Origin of the sequence: Spongiibacter sp. IMCC21906 (assembly GCF_001010805.1) — a bacterium.
Taxonomy (GTDB): domain Bacteria; phylum Pseudomonadota; class Gammaproteobacteria; order Pseudomonadales; family Spongiibacteraceae; genus Spongiibacter.
The window spans coordinates 34,495-48,904 of sequence record NZ_CP011477.1 but is presented as its reverse complement, the minus strand read 5'-3'; the positions used below and the strand labels follow the sequence as shown (position 1 = coordinate 48,904).

The 14,410-nt window shown below is 50.3% G+C and carries 16 protein-coding genes; 8 read left to right on the top strand and 8 right to left on the bottom strand.

Translation table 11 applies throughout. The features are described from left to right. The first annotated feature begins 22 nt into the window (after positions 1-22). The 3 genes from IMCC21906_RS00225 to IMCC21906_RS00215 all read left to right on the top strand — a co-directional run bounded on the left by IMCC21906_RS00225 (position 23) and on the right by IMCC21906_RS00215 (position 1,869). Positions 23-601, top strand: a complete 579-nt coding sequence (locus IMCC21906_RS00225; protein ID WP_047010473.1) for a cytochrome c oxidase subunit 3 — start codon at positions 23-25, stop codon at positions 599-601. 14 nt (positions 602-615) lie between these two features. Continuing rightward, positions 616-861, top strand: a complete 246-nt coding sequence (locus IMCC21906_RS00220) for a cytochrome C oxidase subunit IV family protein (protein WP_156165945.1) — start codon at positions 616-618, stop codon at positions 859-861. A gap of 99 nt (positions 862-960) precedes the next feature. After that, on the top strand, positions 961-1,869 hold the full coding sequence (locus IMCC21906_RS00215; RefSeq protein ID WP_047010471.1) for an SDR family oxidoreductase: 909 nt from the start codon (positions 961-963) through the stop codon (positions 1,867-1,869). A 197-nt stretch (positions 1,870-2,066) separates the two neighbouring features. On the opposite strand, the gene IMCC21906_RS00210 is transcribed toward IMCC21906_RS00215, so the two are convergent. Then, a complete protein-coding gene (locus IMCC21906_RS00210) occupies positions 2,067-2,339 on the bottom strand; it encodes a Txe/YoeB family addiction module toxin (protein ID WP_047010470.1) in 273 nt (90 codons plus the stop codon). Next, entirely contained in the window at positions 2,320-2,592 is a 273-nt protein-coding gene (locus tag IMCC21906_RS00205) for a type II toxin-antitoxin system Phd/YefM family antitoxin (protein ID WP_047010469.1), read from the bottom strand. Before IMCC21906_RS00205 ends, IMCC21906_RS00210 begins: the two co-directional genes overlap by 20 nt. A gap of 441 nt (positions 2,593-3,033) precedes the next feature. On the opposite strand from IMCC21906_RS00205, the gene IMCC21906_RS00200 reads away from it, so the two are divergent. The 3 genes from IMCC21906_RS00200 to IMCC21906_RS00190 are packed head-to-tail and all read left to right on the top strand — an operon-like array spanning position 3,034 to position 6,175. After that, entirely contained in the window at positions 3,034-3,489 is a 456-nt protein-coding gene (locus tag IMCC21906_RS00200) for a MarR family winged helix-turn-helix transcriptional regulator (RefSeq protein ID WP_047010468.1), read from the top strand. Further along, on the top strand, positions 3,489-4,631 hold the full coding sequence (locus tag IMCC21906_RS00195; protein ID WP_047010467.1) for an HlyD family secretion protein: 1,143 nt from the start codon (positions 3,489-3,491) through the stop codon (positions 4,629-4,631). The genes IMCC21906_RS00200 and IMCC21906_RS00195 overlap by 1 nt, the downstream gene beginning before the upstream one ends. Positions 4,632-4,648: 17 nt before the next feature. After that, positions 4,649-6,175: a DHA2 family efflux MFS transporter permease subunit gene (locus tag IMCC21906_RS00190; protein ID WP_231580294.1), complete on the top strand. Its 1,527-nt coding sequence runs from the start codon at positions 4,649-4,651 to the stop codon at positions 6,173-6,175. 67 nt (positions 6,176-6,242) lie between these two features. On the opposite strand, the gene minE is transcribed toward IMCC21906_RS00190, so the two are convergent. From minE to corA, 6 genes are all read right to left on the bottom strand, one after another. Continuing rightward, positions 6,243-6,494, bottom strand: a complete 252-nt coding sequence (minE, locus tag IMCC21906_RS00185; protein ID WP_047010465.1) for a cell division topological specificity factor MinE — start codon at positions 6,492-6,494, stop codon at positions 6,243-6,245. Then, positions 6,491-7,312, bottom strand: a complete 822-nt coding sequence (gene minD, locus IMCC21906_RS00180; RefSeq protein WP_047010464.1) for a septum site-determining protein MinD — start codon at positions 7,310-7,312, stop codon at positions 6,491-6,493. Before minD ends, minE begins: the two co-directional genes overlap by 4 nt. Before the next feature lie 54 nt (positions 7,313-7,366). Further along, entirely contained in the window at positions 7,367-8,146 is a 780-nt protein-coding gene (gene minC / locus IMCC21906_RS00175) for a septum site-determining protein MinC (protein WP_047010463.1), read from the bottom strand. A gap of 265 nt (positions 8,147-8,411) precedes the next feature. After that, the gene (locus IMCC21906_RS00170) at positions 8,412-8,654 is read right to left on the bottom strand and encodes a DUF202 domain-containing protein (RefSeq protein ID WP_047010462.1); all 243 of its coding nucleotides are present in this window, start codon (positions 8,652-8,654) and stop codon (positions 8,412-8,414) included. 60 nt (positions 8,655-8,714) lie between these two features. Continuing rightward, on the bottom strand, positions 8,715-9,440 hold the full coding sequence (locus IMCC21906_RS00165) for a 4'-phosphopantetheinyl transferase (RefSeq protein ID WP_052763278.1): 726 nt from the start codon (positions 9,438-9,440) through the stop codon (positions 8,715-8,717). Then, positions 9,441-10,394, bottom strand: a complete 954-nt coding sequence (corA, locus tag IMCC21906_RS00160) for a magnesium/cobalt transporter CorA (protein ID WP_047010461.1) — start codon at positions 10,392-10,394, stop codon at positions 9,441-9,443. Between the two features lie 208 nt (positions 10,395-10,602). On the opposite strand from corA, the gene IMCC21906_RS00155 reads away from it, so the two are divergent. Both IMCC21906_RS00155 and IMCC21906_RS00150 read left to right on the top strand, forming a co-directional pair. After that, positions 10,603-11,679, top strand: coding sequence for a CNNM domain-containing protein (locus IMCC21906_RS00155; RefSeq protein WP_047010460.1), 1,077 nt, complete (start codon positions 10,603-10,605; stop codon positions 11,677-11,679). A 427-nt stretch (positions 11,680-12,106) separates the two neighbouring features. Beyond that, the gene (locus IMCC21906_RS00150) at positions 12,107-14,404 is read left to right on the top strand and encodes a mechanosensitive ion channel domain-containing protein (RefSeq protein WP_197085922.1); all 2,298 of its coding nucleotides are present in this window, start codon (positions 12,107-12,109) and stop codon (positions 14,402-14,404) included. Positions 14,405-14,410: the final 6 nt, after the last annotated feature.

The window sequence follows — 14,410 nt, the reverse complement described above, 5'->3', positions numbered from 1 at the left end:
TCAGTTTCCTAGGGGGTATGAGTTGAGTTATTCGGTAGAGAAAGAGGATGCACCAGCAGTAGAAGATGGCATTTGGATATTTGTCTTCGCTGATATGTGTATGTTTGCCATGTTTTTCTTAGCATATCTTATGGAGCGCAACGCCCAGCAAGCAATGTATATTGCATCCCAGGCCAAGCTTGATCAAACCTTGGGAACGATTAATACCTTAATACTTTTATTGAGTTCATGGTTTGTTGTGCTGGCTGTAAAGGCTTTAAAAAAGAATTTACAGCAGGCCGCATCTGTATTTATTGGTCTCGCATTTTTCTGTGGTGTGGCATTTATTGCTAATAAAATTGTAGAGTACAGTGCCAAAATTCAGGATGGCATCACCATTCTGAGCAATGATTTTTTTATGTTTTATTACATTCTAACTGGCATACATTTGGCGCATGTTGTCGGTGGGATGGTTGTTCTGCTCGTGCTTTTTATCAATACCCGAAAAGGCAAGTATGGCGCGGATAATATTTCACCTGTTGAGAGCGGTGGGGTGTATTGGCATATGGTTGATTTGTTGTGGGTGTTCATCTTTCCATTAATCTATTTTTTGGGGGCGTAAAGATGCATTGGATAATGAATAAAAAAAGTTTGGTTGCGATGGGCTTGCTACTGGCCACGGTCGCATCTTGGTTAACCTTTGAAGAGTTTCATGGCTATGCATTGGCCTCTGTGGTTATTGTTGTGATTTCAACAATTAAAGTGCACGCGATAATGACTTCATTTATGGAGGTCGGGGCAATGCCTGGTCCTTGGAAGTATATGCTGAAGGTTTGGTTGGCCGTAGTTTGTATGGCAATGATTATCGCTGAATTGGTGTAACTTCGAGGGAAATAAATAATTTTTCAAGTGAAGTAAAAGTGGGAAGCGTGTTTAGACTACGGTTTGTAAAAAGAATATTTTAAGAATGGCGCCTTTTATATGAGTTATCAATCTATCTATCGAGCCGACTTGTTTAAAGGTCAAATTATGATTGTCACCGGTGGTGGCAGCGGTATTGGCCGTTGCACGGCTCACGAGCTGGCGTCTCTTGGTGCTACCGTGGCAATAGTTGGTCGTAAGCGTGAAAAATTGGACGCGGTTAAATTGGAAATTGAAGCGACAGGGGGTGTGACGTCCATACATGTTTGCGATATTCGAGAGGAAGAAAGCGTTATCGCCACAATAGACCAGGTGCTTGAAGTGCACGGCAAAATCGATGGGCTGGTGAATAACGCCGGTGGCCAATACCGAATGCCTGCTGAAGATATCACGACTAAAGGTTTTGAGGCAGTGGTGAAAAATAATTTGGTGGGCGGCTTCATTTTTATGCGCGAAACCTACAAGCGTTGGATGAAAGCCAACGGTGGCGCCATTGTGAATATGATCGCTGATATCTGGAATGGCTGGCCTAACTATTCTCATTCAGCTGCCGCTCGTGGCGGCATGTGGACGCTCACTGAAAGTGTGGCGTCCGAGTGGGCAAGCTATGGTGTCAGAGTGAATGCCGTTGCGCCGGGCTGTATTGCCAGCAGTGGCTTGGATACCTATGAGCCTGAAGCTCAGGCGCACTTTGCCGAAATCCCTAAAACTATTCCGTTACAACGCTGGGGAAATGCCGCAGAAATTTCCAGCGCCATTGTCTATCTTTTGTCTCCTGGCGCGGCTTATATTACTGGCGCCTGCATTCGTATTGATGGCGGCTCCCCCAATGCGCGGATTTGTTGGGGGCCTTTGCGGAAGGAATGTAACTCTGAAGCCTTTGACGGTTTTCATCTTGAGGCGCCGCCGAAGGTATTGCTTGAGGGGCCTAAAAAACATTCCAGTCGTAAACCGAAAAGTGATGTTTAATGCAGAATCTCTGGCGGCGCTCGGGTATTTTTTGCTCAATGCGTTGGGTAAATATACTTCACCATATCCGTCAAGAACGTCCTGCGCCTGCAAGCTCTTCAAAACATAACGCCCGGCTGCACCGGACAAATTTTCGCTGTCACCTTTTTTGCGTGGCAAAAAAGCCGCCATCAAAAATTTGCTCGGTGAGCCGGGCGTTAGGGCTGATCGTAGTGTCCACCAATTGCGAAGATATAAATGGATTTATCATCGAAGCGATATATTAAGCGATCTTTTTGCGAAATCCGCTTTGACCAGAGACCCGAGAGGTTATGCTTCAGTGGCTCAGGTTTCCCCAAGCCAGAAGAAGGGTCGTCGGAGCGGAGCATTTCTTTGAGCAATTTGAGCAAGGCCTTGTGGATCCGCTTGTCCTTTTCACGCAGGGCCTCATACTCCTCCCAGGTATTACCCTCAAATACCAGTGATCTCATTCATTTGCTCGTCAGTCGGTTTATAGCCTTGGTCACGGGTATGGGTTTCAAGGGAGTCGGCAATCTGTTGCATGAGATTTTTGTTCTGGAGCACGTAAAGAGTTTCTTGCTCTCGCTCCCAGTCGTCGGCACTAATAACCACAAATGCCTCACCAGCCCGCCTGGTTACCTTGAGGGGCTCATGTCGACTAACTACCTGTTCTACAACACTTTTAAGGTTGTCTCTAAACTTATTTACGCTAATTGTGTCCATGTGGGTATCCTCATGTACGGAGATGCCGTACAACTATACAGCAGATGCCCTATCAAGGCCAAGCACCGCGACGGCCTTTTCGTTCCGCCTGCGGCTCCACAAAAAAGCCGCGCGTGTTGGCGGCGTTGAGGCTGTAGAATTTCTCTACTCAAATGCCCGCTTTGTGCCATTAGCAGAATATCTAGCCGCACTTCTTATTGTCGGTTTTTATAGATTACTTCGTGGCTAGATTGTCTGCGTATCGTGGTCGGTTATTGTCAGTAGCGCATCATTTCTGATGTTAGCTCCCATTCCCATTCCCGACTTCGCATGCCGCCGCCATACTCAAAAGCAATGCGTTTCACTCCTGAAGTTTAGTGGCGTGTTGGAACGATGCTGCCAATTCAATATTAATTAGGCACCTATTGAATAGGTGGCTAATTAATTGCTATTATTGCAGTTATGAAAAAAACTATTGCTGAAAAAAATTCCATTTCTCTGCTTATCGAGACGGCCCGTCTGGTAAGGGAAGATTTTCGTCGTCGTGCCCAGCACCTTAATTTGACCCAGCCCCAATGGCGGTTACTGTTGATTTTGTCCCGTGAGCCGGGAATGAATCAGGCGAAGTTGGCGAGCTGGTTGGAGGTGCATCCGGTGACGGTAACCCAAAGTGTGGACCGGTTGGTCAAGGCGGGATGGCTGCGGCGTGAACGTCAAGAAAATGATCGGCGGGCGGTGAGCCTCTTTTTGACTGAGCAAGCTGAGCCTATTTTGGCGGATTTAACTGAAATTGCAGAGCATACCCGCAAGGTGGCTCTTGCTGGTTTTAGTGCCGCTGAGCGCAAGCAGGTAGAAGACATGCTGGAGCGAATTAAACAGAATATCTGTGCGGCCAATGACTGCGAGGAGGGCGCGTAATGAGCGACTCTGACAATGTTGATAATACCGCAGTGACAACGCCATCTGCCCAAAACAAAAAGCTGCGCCGCCGGCTATTTGTTGTCGTTCCTGCTGTTGCCGTGCTTATTGCGGCGTATGTCTTTTTGTTTGGTGGCCGTTATGTGAGCACCGACAATGCGTACGTGAAAGCGGATGTGGTTAATGTAAGCTCAGAAATCACCGGAAATATTCTGGATGTTGCGGTGGTAGAGAACCAGCGGGTGAAAGCTGGACAGGTCTTGCTGCGGGTTGATGCTCAGGCGTATGAAGTGGGTGTGCACGACGCTCAGGCAGAATTAGAGCAGGCGTATATTCGTATCAAATCGTTGAAAGCGGCCTACGTGCAAAAAGGGGCGGCACTGGCGGCGGCGCAAGATGACCTGGCTTATGCCCGTAAACAGCAGCACCGAATGGTGGATTTGCAGAAAAAAGGTGTGGCGTCTAATCAGCAGTTGGACCAGGCCCAACGTGATTTAGATGTGGCGCTAAATACAGTGAGCCGCCTTGAAAGTGATCGCTCAGAGACACTGGCGCAGTTGGGTGGTCAGGTGAATGTCGATATTCAGCGTCACCCTGAGGTACAGGCTGCCCAAGCAGCGCTAGAAAAAGCCCGGTTGGACTTGGCCCGTTGTACAGTGCGCTCGCCGGTTGATGGGGTGGCGTCTAAAGTGCCGCATATTGGCCAGTATGCCATGCCGGGGCTGCCGGTGGTTAGCGTGGTGGCGGATAGCCATATTTGGATTGAGGCCAACTTTAAAGAAGATCAGTTGGCAAAGTTAAAACCGGGTGCTGAAGTTAAAGTCGAAATTGATGCTTATCCCGGTGAAGAGTGGACGGCATCGGTAGAGAGTATTGCCCAAGCGACAGGGGCGGAATTTGCCCTGTTGCCACCCCAAAATGCCACCGGCAATTGGGTGAAGATAGTGCAGCGTTTACCTGTGCGCTTAAGCCTTGACCACCATCGCGACGAGTCGACTCTGCGCTCGGGCTTAAGTGCAGAAGTGACCGTAGATACTGGTGTACCTGCGCGCCTGCAAGCCTTGAGTGCCTTGTTTGGTGACAAGAAGGTATCAACGAGTAAGCAGAACGGAGGCTCCCCACTCATTGCAGGCCAGTTGTGAGTTCGGGGAATAGCCCCGTGCAAAAAGGCTCGCCCACCTGGCTGGTGACCTTTGGCACCTTGTCGGCCACCATGATGCAGGCATTGGATACCACCATTGCCAATGTTGCTCTGCCCCATATGCAAGGCAACCTCTCTGCTTCACAAGAGCAAGTTGCCTGGATTCTTACCTCTTATATCGTTGCTGCTGCTATTGCCACGGTTCCCGCCGGGTTTTTGGCGAATCGCTATGGTGTGAAACGCGTCTTTTTGATCGCGATAGCGGGGTTTACGGTTTCGTCGGCTTTATGTGGTCTTGCTGGCAGTCTTGAACAAATGGTGCTGTTTCGTATTTTGCAGGGCTTGTTTGGCGCGGCAATGGTGCCTTTGTCTCAAACGACGCTGTTGGATACTTACCCTCCTTCTAAGCAGGGCACCGCCATGGCGGCTTGGGGCATGGGAGTGATGATTGGCCCCATTATTGGTCCGGCGCTGGGCGGTTGGTTAACGGAGAATTACAGCTGGCGGTGGGTGTTTTTTATCAACTTGCCAGTGGGTATCGCCAGCTTTATGGCCCTTAAACGCAGCTTGCCAAATAGTGAGCCGCGCCGGGTTGCGCCATTGGATATTACCGGTTTTGCCTTTTTGAGTATTGCCATTGCGTCTTTGCAGCTAATGCTGGATCGAGGCCAGAGCCTGGATTGGTTTGATTCAACAGAAATCATGTTGGAGTGCGGTATTGCCATTGCCGCGTTTTATCTTTTTGTTGCCCACACGTTTACCGCCAAGTCACCTTTTGTTAATCCTGCGCTGTTTAAAGATCGAAACCTGGTAGGCGGACTCACCTTGATTGCGGTAATGGGGGTGGTGCTGTTTTCTACCTTTGCGCTATTGCCGCCATTTTTGCAGAATTTGCAAAATTATCCGGTGGTGACGGCCGGTCTGGTTATGGCGCCAAGGGGCGTTGGTACCATGGTGGCGATGTTGATTGCCGGGCGGAGTTTGCGCTGGGTCGATGGACGAGTCCCTATTTTGATCGGCTTGTCTCTGCTGAGCTATTCGCTGCATTGGATGTCGACCTTCAGCCCCGATGTGCCTACCTCATCCATCGTTTACAGCGGCCTTGTTCAAGGTTTGGGCTTGGGTTGTGTGTTTGTTCCTTTATCTACGGTGACGTTTTCTACCTTGCCGGCCCAGTTTCGCAGTGATGGTACGGCGTTATATAGCTTGCTCAGAAATGTGGGTAGCAGCGTGGGAATCGCCTTAGCATTTGCCTATCAAGATTTTGGCACCAAAATGGCTCGCTCGGTTTTGGTGGAAGAAATTAACCCCTTTAATCCAGCAGTATTGGGGTATATCAATAGTAATACGACCTTGCAGGGCGCATCGGGTTTAGTGCAGGTAGAGGCAGAAATACAGCGACAAGCGGCGACTATCGGTATGTTGGGCGTGTTCCACTACATGGCGATTGGCGTGCTGCTTTCAATTCCGTTGCTGTTATTACTCAAGCCGAAAAAAATCAGCCAGCAAGAGATGGAAGAATTGGAGATGGCGACGGCAGAATAAACCACGCCAGAGAAATCTGGCGTGGTGACATATCAGCTTAAAATATTTGCAGTTTTAAAAGCTGCGTTTAGCGGCCCGGCAGAGTGATGTTGAGCTCAAGCACCGAGCAGTTGCCGTTGTTATCCAGGGCAACCTCTACTTGCTCGCGATCGACTTCCACGTATTTACGAATCACTTCCAGCAGCTCTTGTTGCAGCTTGGGCAGATAGTCGGGTTCGTTACGCTGAGAGCGTTCGTGGGCCACGATAATCTGCAACCGCTCTTTGGCGATAGAAGCCGTATCTTGCTTCTTGCTCTTAAAGAAACCCAGAATACTCATGCGCTCGCGCCCCTCCCGAATAGCCGTTTGAAAACGCCTTTCTGTTCAATAGTCAGAAACCGCAGTGGGCGGTCTTCACCCAGTAACCGTGCGACAGCGTCTGCGTAGGCTTTACCTGCATTGCTTTCGGTGTCGTGAATCACCGGCACACCTTGGTTGGATGATTTCAGTACAGACTCAGACTCAGGAATGACCCCCAGCAACTCAGTGGCGAGGATATCCTGCACGTCTTCTACCGACAGCATCTCGCCTTTTTCAACCCGGCTGGGGTTGTAACGGGTTAGCAGCAAGCGTTCTTGCACTCGTTCGCCATTTTCGGCTTTGCGGGATTTGCTTTGCAGTATGCCCAGAATCCGGTCGGAGTCCCGTACTGATGAGACTTCGGGGTTGGCTACCACGATTGCGATATCGGCAAAATACATGGCCATAAAAGCACCGTGCTCAATACCGGCGGGGGAGTCGCAAATAATATACTCAAAACCCTCTTCGGCCAGTTCCTTCAAAATACGTTCGACGCCTTCAATACTCAGAGCATCTTTGTCTCGAGTTTGTGAGGCGGGAAGGATAAATAAATCGGGCACCCGTTTGTCTTTGATCAAGGCCTGACGCAGATTGGCGTCGCCATTGATAACATTTACAAAGTCATAAACGACTCTGCGTTCACAGTTCATAACAATGTCCAGGTTACGCAGGCCGATATCAAAATCGATAACCACGGTTTTGTGACCCGCCAACGCCAGACCGCTACTGATGGCGGCACTTGTTGTGGTTTTGCCCACACCGCCTTTTCCTGAGGTGACTACAATGATTTTAGCCAAGGTGTTGGTCCTTTTTGCATAGTGTGAATAATGGTTGCGGCAGGGTGCCGCCTGTTAAAGCGCTTTAATTTCTAAGCTTTGTTCGCTGAGACTAATTTGCACGGATTTTTTCCATAGCTCACCGCGCAGGTCTTCGTCCAGTTTAAAGTCTCCCGCAATAGAAACCAGTTCGGCTTCCAGGCTATGGCAGAAAATACGCGCATCCCGGTTGCCTTTTACCCCCGCTAATGCCCGACCTCTTAGGGGACCGTAAACATGGATATTGCCATCGGCCAAAATTTCGGCCCCAGCGGATACGGGAGCAATTACAATCAAGTCACCACCCGCGGCATAGACCTGCTGGCCCGAGCGCACCGGCTCGGTGATAAGGCGGTTTTGTGCGGGACTTAAGTCTTTGGCTGGCGCTGCTGCGTCGACCGGCGTGTCTGCAGCGCTCATGTCTTGGGTGGGCGAAGCATTGCTCGGCTCGGTTTCACCATGACGGTTTTTTTTGCGACCGCCGCCATTGAGCATGGGCATGCCGGCAACTAATGCACGGGAGGCCAGCTCATCACTATAACCCCGAACGGCAATGGGTAGCAGGCCGTAGTCCATGCAGAACTGCTTGAGTTCTTTTAAGGGGAGGATGGCTGGGTCGCCATCAAACACTTCAAAATTGAGCACGACCGGCGTTTGGCGAAAAAAAGCCGGTGCTTCAGCTACCTTGTCGGCCAAATCCTGTTGAAACTGGTCAGCTTGATAATGATTGATTTCAAGTTGGGTTAGGGGGTAGAGGCCGCCTTTGAGGCGGAAGCTTGCGATGGTGGTGTTATCAGTATGTTGGCTAGAGGTCATGTGCCTTTCACGGTTGTTAGGGTGCGTTGAAGCGCGACGTTATAGCCCTTTGTCGACAACTGTGCAAGGGCAGCTACAGTGTGGGCCATTAGAGTCTTAAAATCACCCAAGGTTCGGCATTGAATTGGGCTTTTACCGCAAATGACGAAAATATTTCGGTCTTGAGGGGACGGTTACTGCAAATTTGAGAGAAAACTGAGAATAGTGGAGCGTAACAAAGCGACTTGAGCTAAAAATTTGGCGCTATTGTGGTGATGGCGATGGGCTATTTTAAGCGGCGTTGAACCTGTAAAAACCGGATGCCGCCAATAATACCCGTTAGTCCGCCTGCCACGATTAAGCCCACGGCAACCCAGGTCAGCGACGGGGTGTTGGCATAAAAATGCAAAATAGCGGCGCCAGCGGCGGCAAACGCCAGCGCGGTGCGAAGATATGCCAGCAGGGTTCGTTCATTCGCCAGCGCTGTGCGATCTACGGCGAGCTGGTCTCGCAGCTGGGAGTCGTTCATTGCGGTTCCTTTAGCGTTAATTCAGGGCAGGTGTAGGTCATTCAAGTGTAAGCATGGGAGTTATGCAATGGCCAGCAGAGTGACAATGTGATGCGGCCTTTCTTGAAAGGCGACGTTCAGCGTCGCGCAGTCTATCGCGGCTATTTGCAGCGCCGGATCAAAGGCAAAACAGGCTTTATTTTCCCTACGGTCGATGCTGATGAGCTTGGCAGCCGCGTAGCCAAAATGATGACCGATATAGGGATAGAGTGCTTTAAAAATACTTTCTTTTGCTGAAAAGCACAGGCTGATGCCCACACTGGCTGATAGTGCTGAGCTGGCTAAAACCTGCTGTTCTTTTTCGTTGAGAATACGCGGGGCCAGTCGCTGCGCGGCGTTTTCTTCCATCCAGTCTTGAATATCAATGCCCACGGCGCTGAGTTGGTCAGTGCGAGCTAAAACGCAGGCGGCATAATTGTCGGTATGGGTGATACTGCCCCGAAAACCTGCTGGCCATAGCGGACAGCGGTTATTGTCGGCGGGCACATCATGGCTGGGACTGCCCGCCTGGGTCAGAGCTAACTTGGCTAGATAGCGGCCGGTAAAAAATTCGCTGCGACGTTTGTTGACGGCTTTTTTTCGGGCGGGTGGAAAGTGGATGCTGTTTTGATCAAAGTAGTGATCTTGATAGCGCTGGCTATGGAAATGTGCGGCGTGAATACTTAGCGCTAAATCCGGAAAAACAAGGCTGTCGTCCAGCTGAAAGTAGTCGGCAAACTCGCTAGCTTGCTGTTGTGCATCGCCCACTTATAGCCAGCCTTTGGATTTAAAATAGAGGTAGGGCGCAATGCCTGCCATCACCATGAGCCCCAATGCCCAAGGGTAACCCAGCAACCATTCCATCTCGGGCATGTGGGTAAAGTTCATGCCGTAAATGCTGGCCACCAGTGTAGGGGGAAGAAAAACCACCGCGGCGATAGAGAAGATCTTAATAATCTGGTTTTGTTCTATATTGATAAAGCCTTGGGTGGAGTCCATCAAAAAATTAATTTTATCGAATAAGAATGCGGTATGAGACATCAGGGTTTCCATGTCTCGGGTAATTTCCCGCAGGGTTTCCAGCTGCTCAGGTTGATTGCGTAAATGGCGCAGCAAAAAGGAAATATTACGCTGGGTATCCATCAGGCAGAGACGAATTTTGCCGTTGCTGTCTTCTAAGCGGGCAAGGCGGCTGATGGCTTCTTCCAGCTCGGCTTCTTCGTCTTCCAATACCAAGTGGCTTACGTCTTCGAGTTGACGATGAATGTCTTCAATACTGTCGGCGTGGTTCTCAACCTTTTGTTCTAGCAGTGTTACCAGTAATTCTGAGGCGCTGTGGCTTTCTACTTGGCCTCGACGGGCCCGCATACGCAGCAGCCGAAAGTCGGCGGTGTCTTCATCGCGGATGGTAATTAAGCGTTTGGGCTGCAGAATGCAAGCCACGGTGACCGTGGTGTGGCGGCCTTCTGAGGGCGCCAGAAACAGGGCGTGAACATGCATGCCTGCTTGATCGACAAAACAGCGTGCGGAGGCTTCAATTTCCTCAACTTCGTTTGATTCGGGTAAGTCTGTGCGCAGCAGGCTTTGTAGCAGGTCACGCTCTTCTTCATCGGGCTCGTGGGCGTCAATCCAGTCGGCTTGATACAGGGCCTGTTTCAAGTTCTGGTCTTCGGTGTCCACTTCTCGGATAAAGCCGTTTTCTATTCGGAACAGTCTGAGCATGGCGTCCTCGTGTCTCTTGCCGGAGACCGGCATTGGGGGCTTATTCTCCCCGGCTAAAGCGTGTCGAGCAAGCGTGGAAAGCATTGTTTGCGATGGTAACGGCAATACGGAATTGATTGACGTTGCTATTCAGCTTTGAAAGTATGCTTACATTCAGGTCTTTGAAGAGGGTGCTGGCGCAAGCCATGACATCAGCTAAAACCCAATCATGCTAGTTCTTATCGCCTTTGTGGCCTTGGCCCTTGGGGTCTCTTTTGTGTGCTCGGTATTAGAAGCCGTATTGCTGAGTATTTCGCCCTCTTATATCGCCTCGGCAACAGAAAAGGGGCGCCGAAGCGCTAAGCTTTGGAGTCGTTATAAAACCGATATTGATCGACCTCTTGCGGCAATTTTGAGCCTGAATACTATCGCGCATACGGTAGGCGCAGCGGGGGCGGGTGCGCAAGCGGCGGTGGTGTTTGGCGAGGCCTATTTTGCGGTGATTTCTGCGGTACTAACGCTGTTGATTTTGGTTGTATCTGAGATTATCCCCAAAACTCTGGGGGCGTTGTATTGGCGACAAATGGCTCCCTTTTGTGCGCAGGTTTTGCGATGCGTTATTTGGTCCATGTACCCGTTGGCAGTCTTTGCCCAGAGTTTAACGCGGCTGTTGTCCAAAGGTGGCGCGCCGCACTCCATCAGCAGAGAGGAGTTTACCGCGCTGGCAGAACTGGGCGTGCGGGAAGGCGTGTTTACGGCAGAAGAGTCGTCGCAAGTGGCAAGCTTAATGCGGTTTCGGGCTTTGGCGGCAAGAGATGTGATGACGCCGCGACCGGTTATTTTTTCCTTAGACGAGTCCTTGAGTGTTGCTGCGGCGCTTAAAGCTAATACGCGTTTTCCCTTTTCGCGTATTCCGCTATTTAGTGAACAGCACGACAATATTCACGGTTTTATCCGCAAAGATGATCTGTTGATGGCGGCCGTGAACCGCCCAGAAATTGCGTTGACGGAGTTGCGCAGAGATTTGCTTACCGTGCCAGAAACCCAGCCGCTGGCGGATTTACTTCGCAAAATGGTAGAGAACCGCGACCAGATTGCTTTGGTGGTCAATGAGTACGGTGGCGTTATGGGCTTGGTGACCATTGAAGACCTTACCGAAACCTTACTGGGTATGGAAATTGTGGACGAAACCGATAATGCCATTGATATGCAGGCGCTGGCTCGTGAGCTTTGGGTAAAGCGGGCTCGACGTTTAGGTTTGGTGCCCGATGAGCCGGATAAAGCTGACTCGGATAAGGCTGAATAAGAAAGCTCAGTAAATTGTAAGTCAGTAATATATAGGCCTGTAACATCGTCTCGTAATAACCTTCCTCCGAGTCTCTACCCTCAAGTACGCTTTTGCGTTCTCGTCGTAAACTAAGGAACAAGCTAAACGATAGCCTGTCGGATTTTTTGTGATCTGCTTTTACGGTGCAACCGTAGTCTTAGGCTTTGTGTTTCATGAGTGGCACTGCTAATGGGTAGGGCTACTTATGTTTGACTCTAGTGATTTCGACTACGACACGTTCTATTGGAAAGCGCTGTTTTCCAGAGGGTGACAGCCTAAAGCTCGGTGGCGATTTGGGACTGAGTGCTTTACCCTCGACGGCTTAGCTATTGAAGAGAGCAAACCGAAACATATAGCTGCATCGCCCTGTACGGCAACCACTAATGACGAAACAAGGAGCGAGAGCGTGCAAAACGTTTTTGTAAAAAAATCGGCCATGATGGCCATCTTATTAATATTATTTTGCGCCATTCCCTCTGTGAGTTTGGCTGCGCCCCCTTCCTCATCATCTTCTTCTACTGAGCCGGTTGATTACCGTGCGCTGGCCTCCATGCTTGAAGATGAGCATGTCAGAAACACTCTTATTGAAGAGCTGCGGGTACTAGAGAACAAGGCGGCAAGTCAGAATTCTGTCAATGAAGAAGTGGTGCCTGCAAAAGAAATTGCCGCTGAGGCCCCCAGTGGTCAAAGCGCGCAGCAAGTTTCTTTTGCCCGGCGCATGGCCGCCACCAGCCAGCGGTTTGTGGATGGTTTGGCCGAGCAGTTTGCGTTGTTAAGTACGGCAGTGCAGGGTCTGTTTGCCAGTGAGGCCGAAGCGTCAACCGGGCCGCTACCTGACCGGGCTAATATGATGCAGGCTGCAGGGCAGTTGCTTGGGGTGATTGCCGCCACCTTCGCGCTCTTTATTTTATTTAGGGCGATTGCCGGACGTTCTTTTCAGGGCTTAAGTTTGTGGGTAAGCCGAGGTTCTGAAAAATTTACCATGCTGCGCACGCTAGTCGCTGTTGTGGTTGCGGGTTTGGTCGATATGCTAGCGGTCGTTTTGGCCTATGCCGGTGGTGGAGTCGTGAGTAATTATCTCGCCGCGGGGGACAGTACCGTGGCGACCCGTCTCGCCTTGTTCCTTAACGCCTTTGTCATTATTGAGATGGTTAAAGTCGTATTGCGCATGTTGTTTGCCAAGCGTTACGCCAGCCTGCGCTTGGTGCCGGTGTCTGCGGCACAGGCGGGTTACTGCAATCGGTTTTTTGCCAACATTGCTGGCTTTGTCGGTTATGGCGTGTTGGTGCTGGTACCTATTCTTAACTTTAATGTGTCGCCGGGATTGGGTGCTGGTATCAGCTCGCTAATTGTTCTGATAGCGGTTTTATACGCTGCTGGCGTCATCCTAAAAAATCGTCGCGCCATTGCTGACAAATTAAATACGCGGGCTGAATCCAGCAGTGGCCCGCTAGCGCTGTTGTTACGATTGCTTGCCAAGACGTGGCATTTGTTTGCGTTGGCCTATGCGCTGTCGGTGCTAGTGGTGAGTGTTTTGCACCCAGAGACGGCCTTGCCCTTTGTCGCAATGGCCACACTGAAAACCTTAATCTATTGCGGTGCTGGTTTGTTGTTCTCGGTGGTGCTTGGACAATTAATTGGCAGAGAAATAAGCCTGTCAGATCGGCTTAATAGCCGTATGCCCCGCCTGCAAGCGCGGGTGAACACCTATGTTCCTACAAGTTTAAAAGTGGCCCGCAGCTTAATCTTGATAGCTGTTGTGGTGTTTACATTGGACGCGTGGGCGGTATATGACTTGGGTACCTGGTACGCAAGTGATGTTGGCATAAGAGCGGTATCGTCGCTTGTCGATATCTTGATTATTATGTTCTCTGCCGCAGTGGTATGGGTAATTTTGGCCAGCATGGTAGAGCATCGCCTGACGCCAAAAGACACCATGAGCTCCTCAGAAGCAGCCCGTGCAGAGACCCTGCTAGGCTTGTTTAATACCACGTTGGCCATTGCCATAGTGGTCGTGACGGTGATGATCGTTTTATCCGAGATTGGTGTGGATATCGCGCCGTTAATTGCCAGTGCCGGGGTGTTGGGTTTGGCCATTGGTTTTGGTGCCCAAAAACTGGTGCAGGATGTGATCACCGGGGTATTTATTCAGCTTGAAAATGCAATGAATACGGGGGATTTTGTATCAGCGGGTGGTAACTCCGGTACGGTGGAGCGGGTAGGTATTCGCTCTGTGGCCCTGCGGGATTTATATGGCACCTACCATATTGTGCCCTTCTCATCGGTAGGCGCGGTGTCTAATTTCACCAAAGAATTTGGTAACCATGTTGGTGAATACGGTATTGCTTATCGCGAGAGTATCGACGAGGCCATCGTTCAGCTTGAAGCGGCTTTTGAAGAGTTGAAAGAGGGTAAATTTAAAGATGACATCTTGGCGCCGTTAAACGTGGCCGGGGTGGTTGCCCTTGCTGACAGTTCGGTGAATATTCGGGTGGTGATTAAGACTACACCGGGTAATCAGTGGGCTGTAGGCCGAGCTTACAACCGGCTGGTGAAAATCTACTTTGATAAAGCCGGTATTGAAATACCCTTCCCGCATACCACCTTGTATTTTGGTGAAGACAAAGACGGATCGGCGCCTGCGGGCAATATTCGTCTTGCATCAGACAACAATGTGGTTGATACCCAAACGGGCAATACTTAGTTGTTG

Coding starts and splice junctions, on each gene's coding strand:
- IMCC21906_RS00195 (WP_047010467.1), top strand. CDS start 3,489: ATGAGCGACTCTGACAATGTTGATAATACCGCAGTGACAACGCCATCT.
- IMCC21906_RS00210 (WP_047010470.1), bottom strand. CDS start 2,339: ATGAGATCACTGGTATTTGAGGGTAATACCTGGGAGGAGTATGAGGCC.
- minE (WP_047010465.1), bottom strand. CDS start 6,494: ATGAGTATTCTGGGTTTCTTTAAGAGCAAGAAGCAAGATACGGCTTCT.
- IMCC21906_RS00155 (WP_047010460.1), top strand. CDS start 10,603: ATGCTAGTTCTTATCGCCTTTGTGGCCTTGGCCCTTGGGGTCTCTTTT.
- minC (WP_047010463.1), bottom strand. CDS start 8,146: ATGACCTCTAGCCAACATACTGATAACACCACCATCGCAAGCTTCCGC.
- IMCC21906_RS00200 (WP_047010468.1), top strand. CDS start 3,034: ATGAAAAAAACTATTGCTGAAAAAAATTCCATTTCTCTGCTTATCGAG.
- IMCC21906_RS00215 (WP_047010471.1), top strand. CDS start 961: ATGAGTTATCAATCTATCTATCGAGCCGACTTGTTTAAAGGTCAAATT.
- IMCC21906_RS00220 (WP_156165945.1), top strand. CDS start 616: ATGAATAAAAAAAGTTTGGTTGCGATGGGCTTGCTACTGGCCACGGTC.
- corA (WP_047010461.1), bottom strand. CDS start 10,394: ATGCTCAGACTGTTCCGAATAGAAAACGGCTTTATCCGAGAAGTGGAC.
- IMCC21906_RS00205 (WP_047010469.1), bottom strand. CDS start 2,592: ATGGACACAATTAGCGTAAATAAGTTTAGAGACAACCTTAAAAGTGTT.
- IMCC21906_RS00170 (WP_047010462.1), bottom strand. CDS start 8,654: ATGAACGACTCCCAGCTGCGAGACCAGCTCGCCGTAGATCGCACAGCG.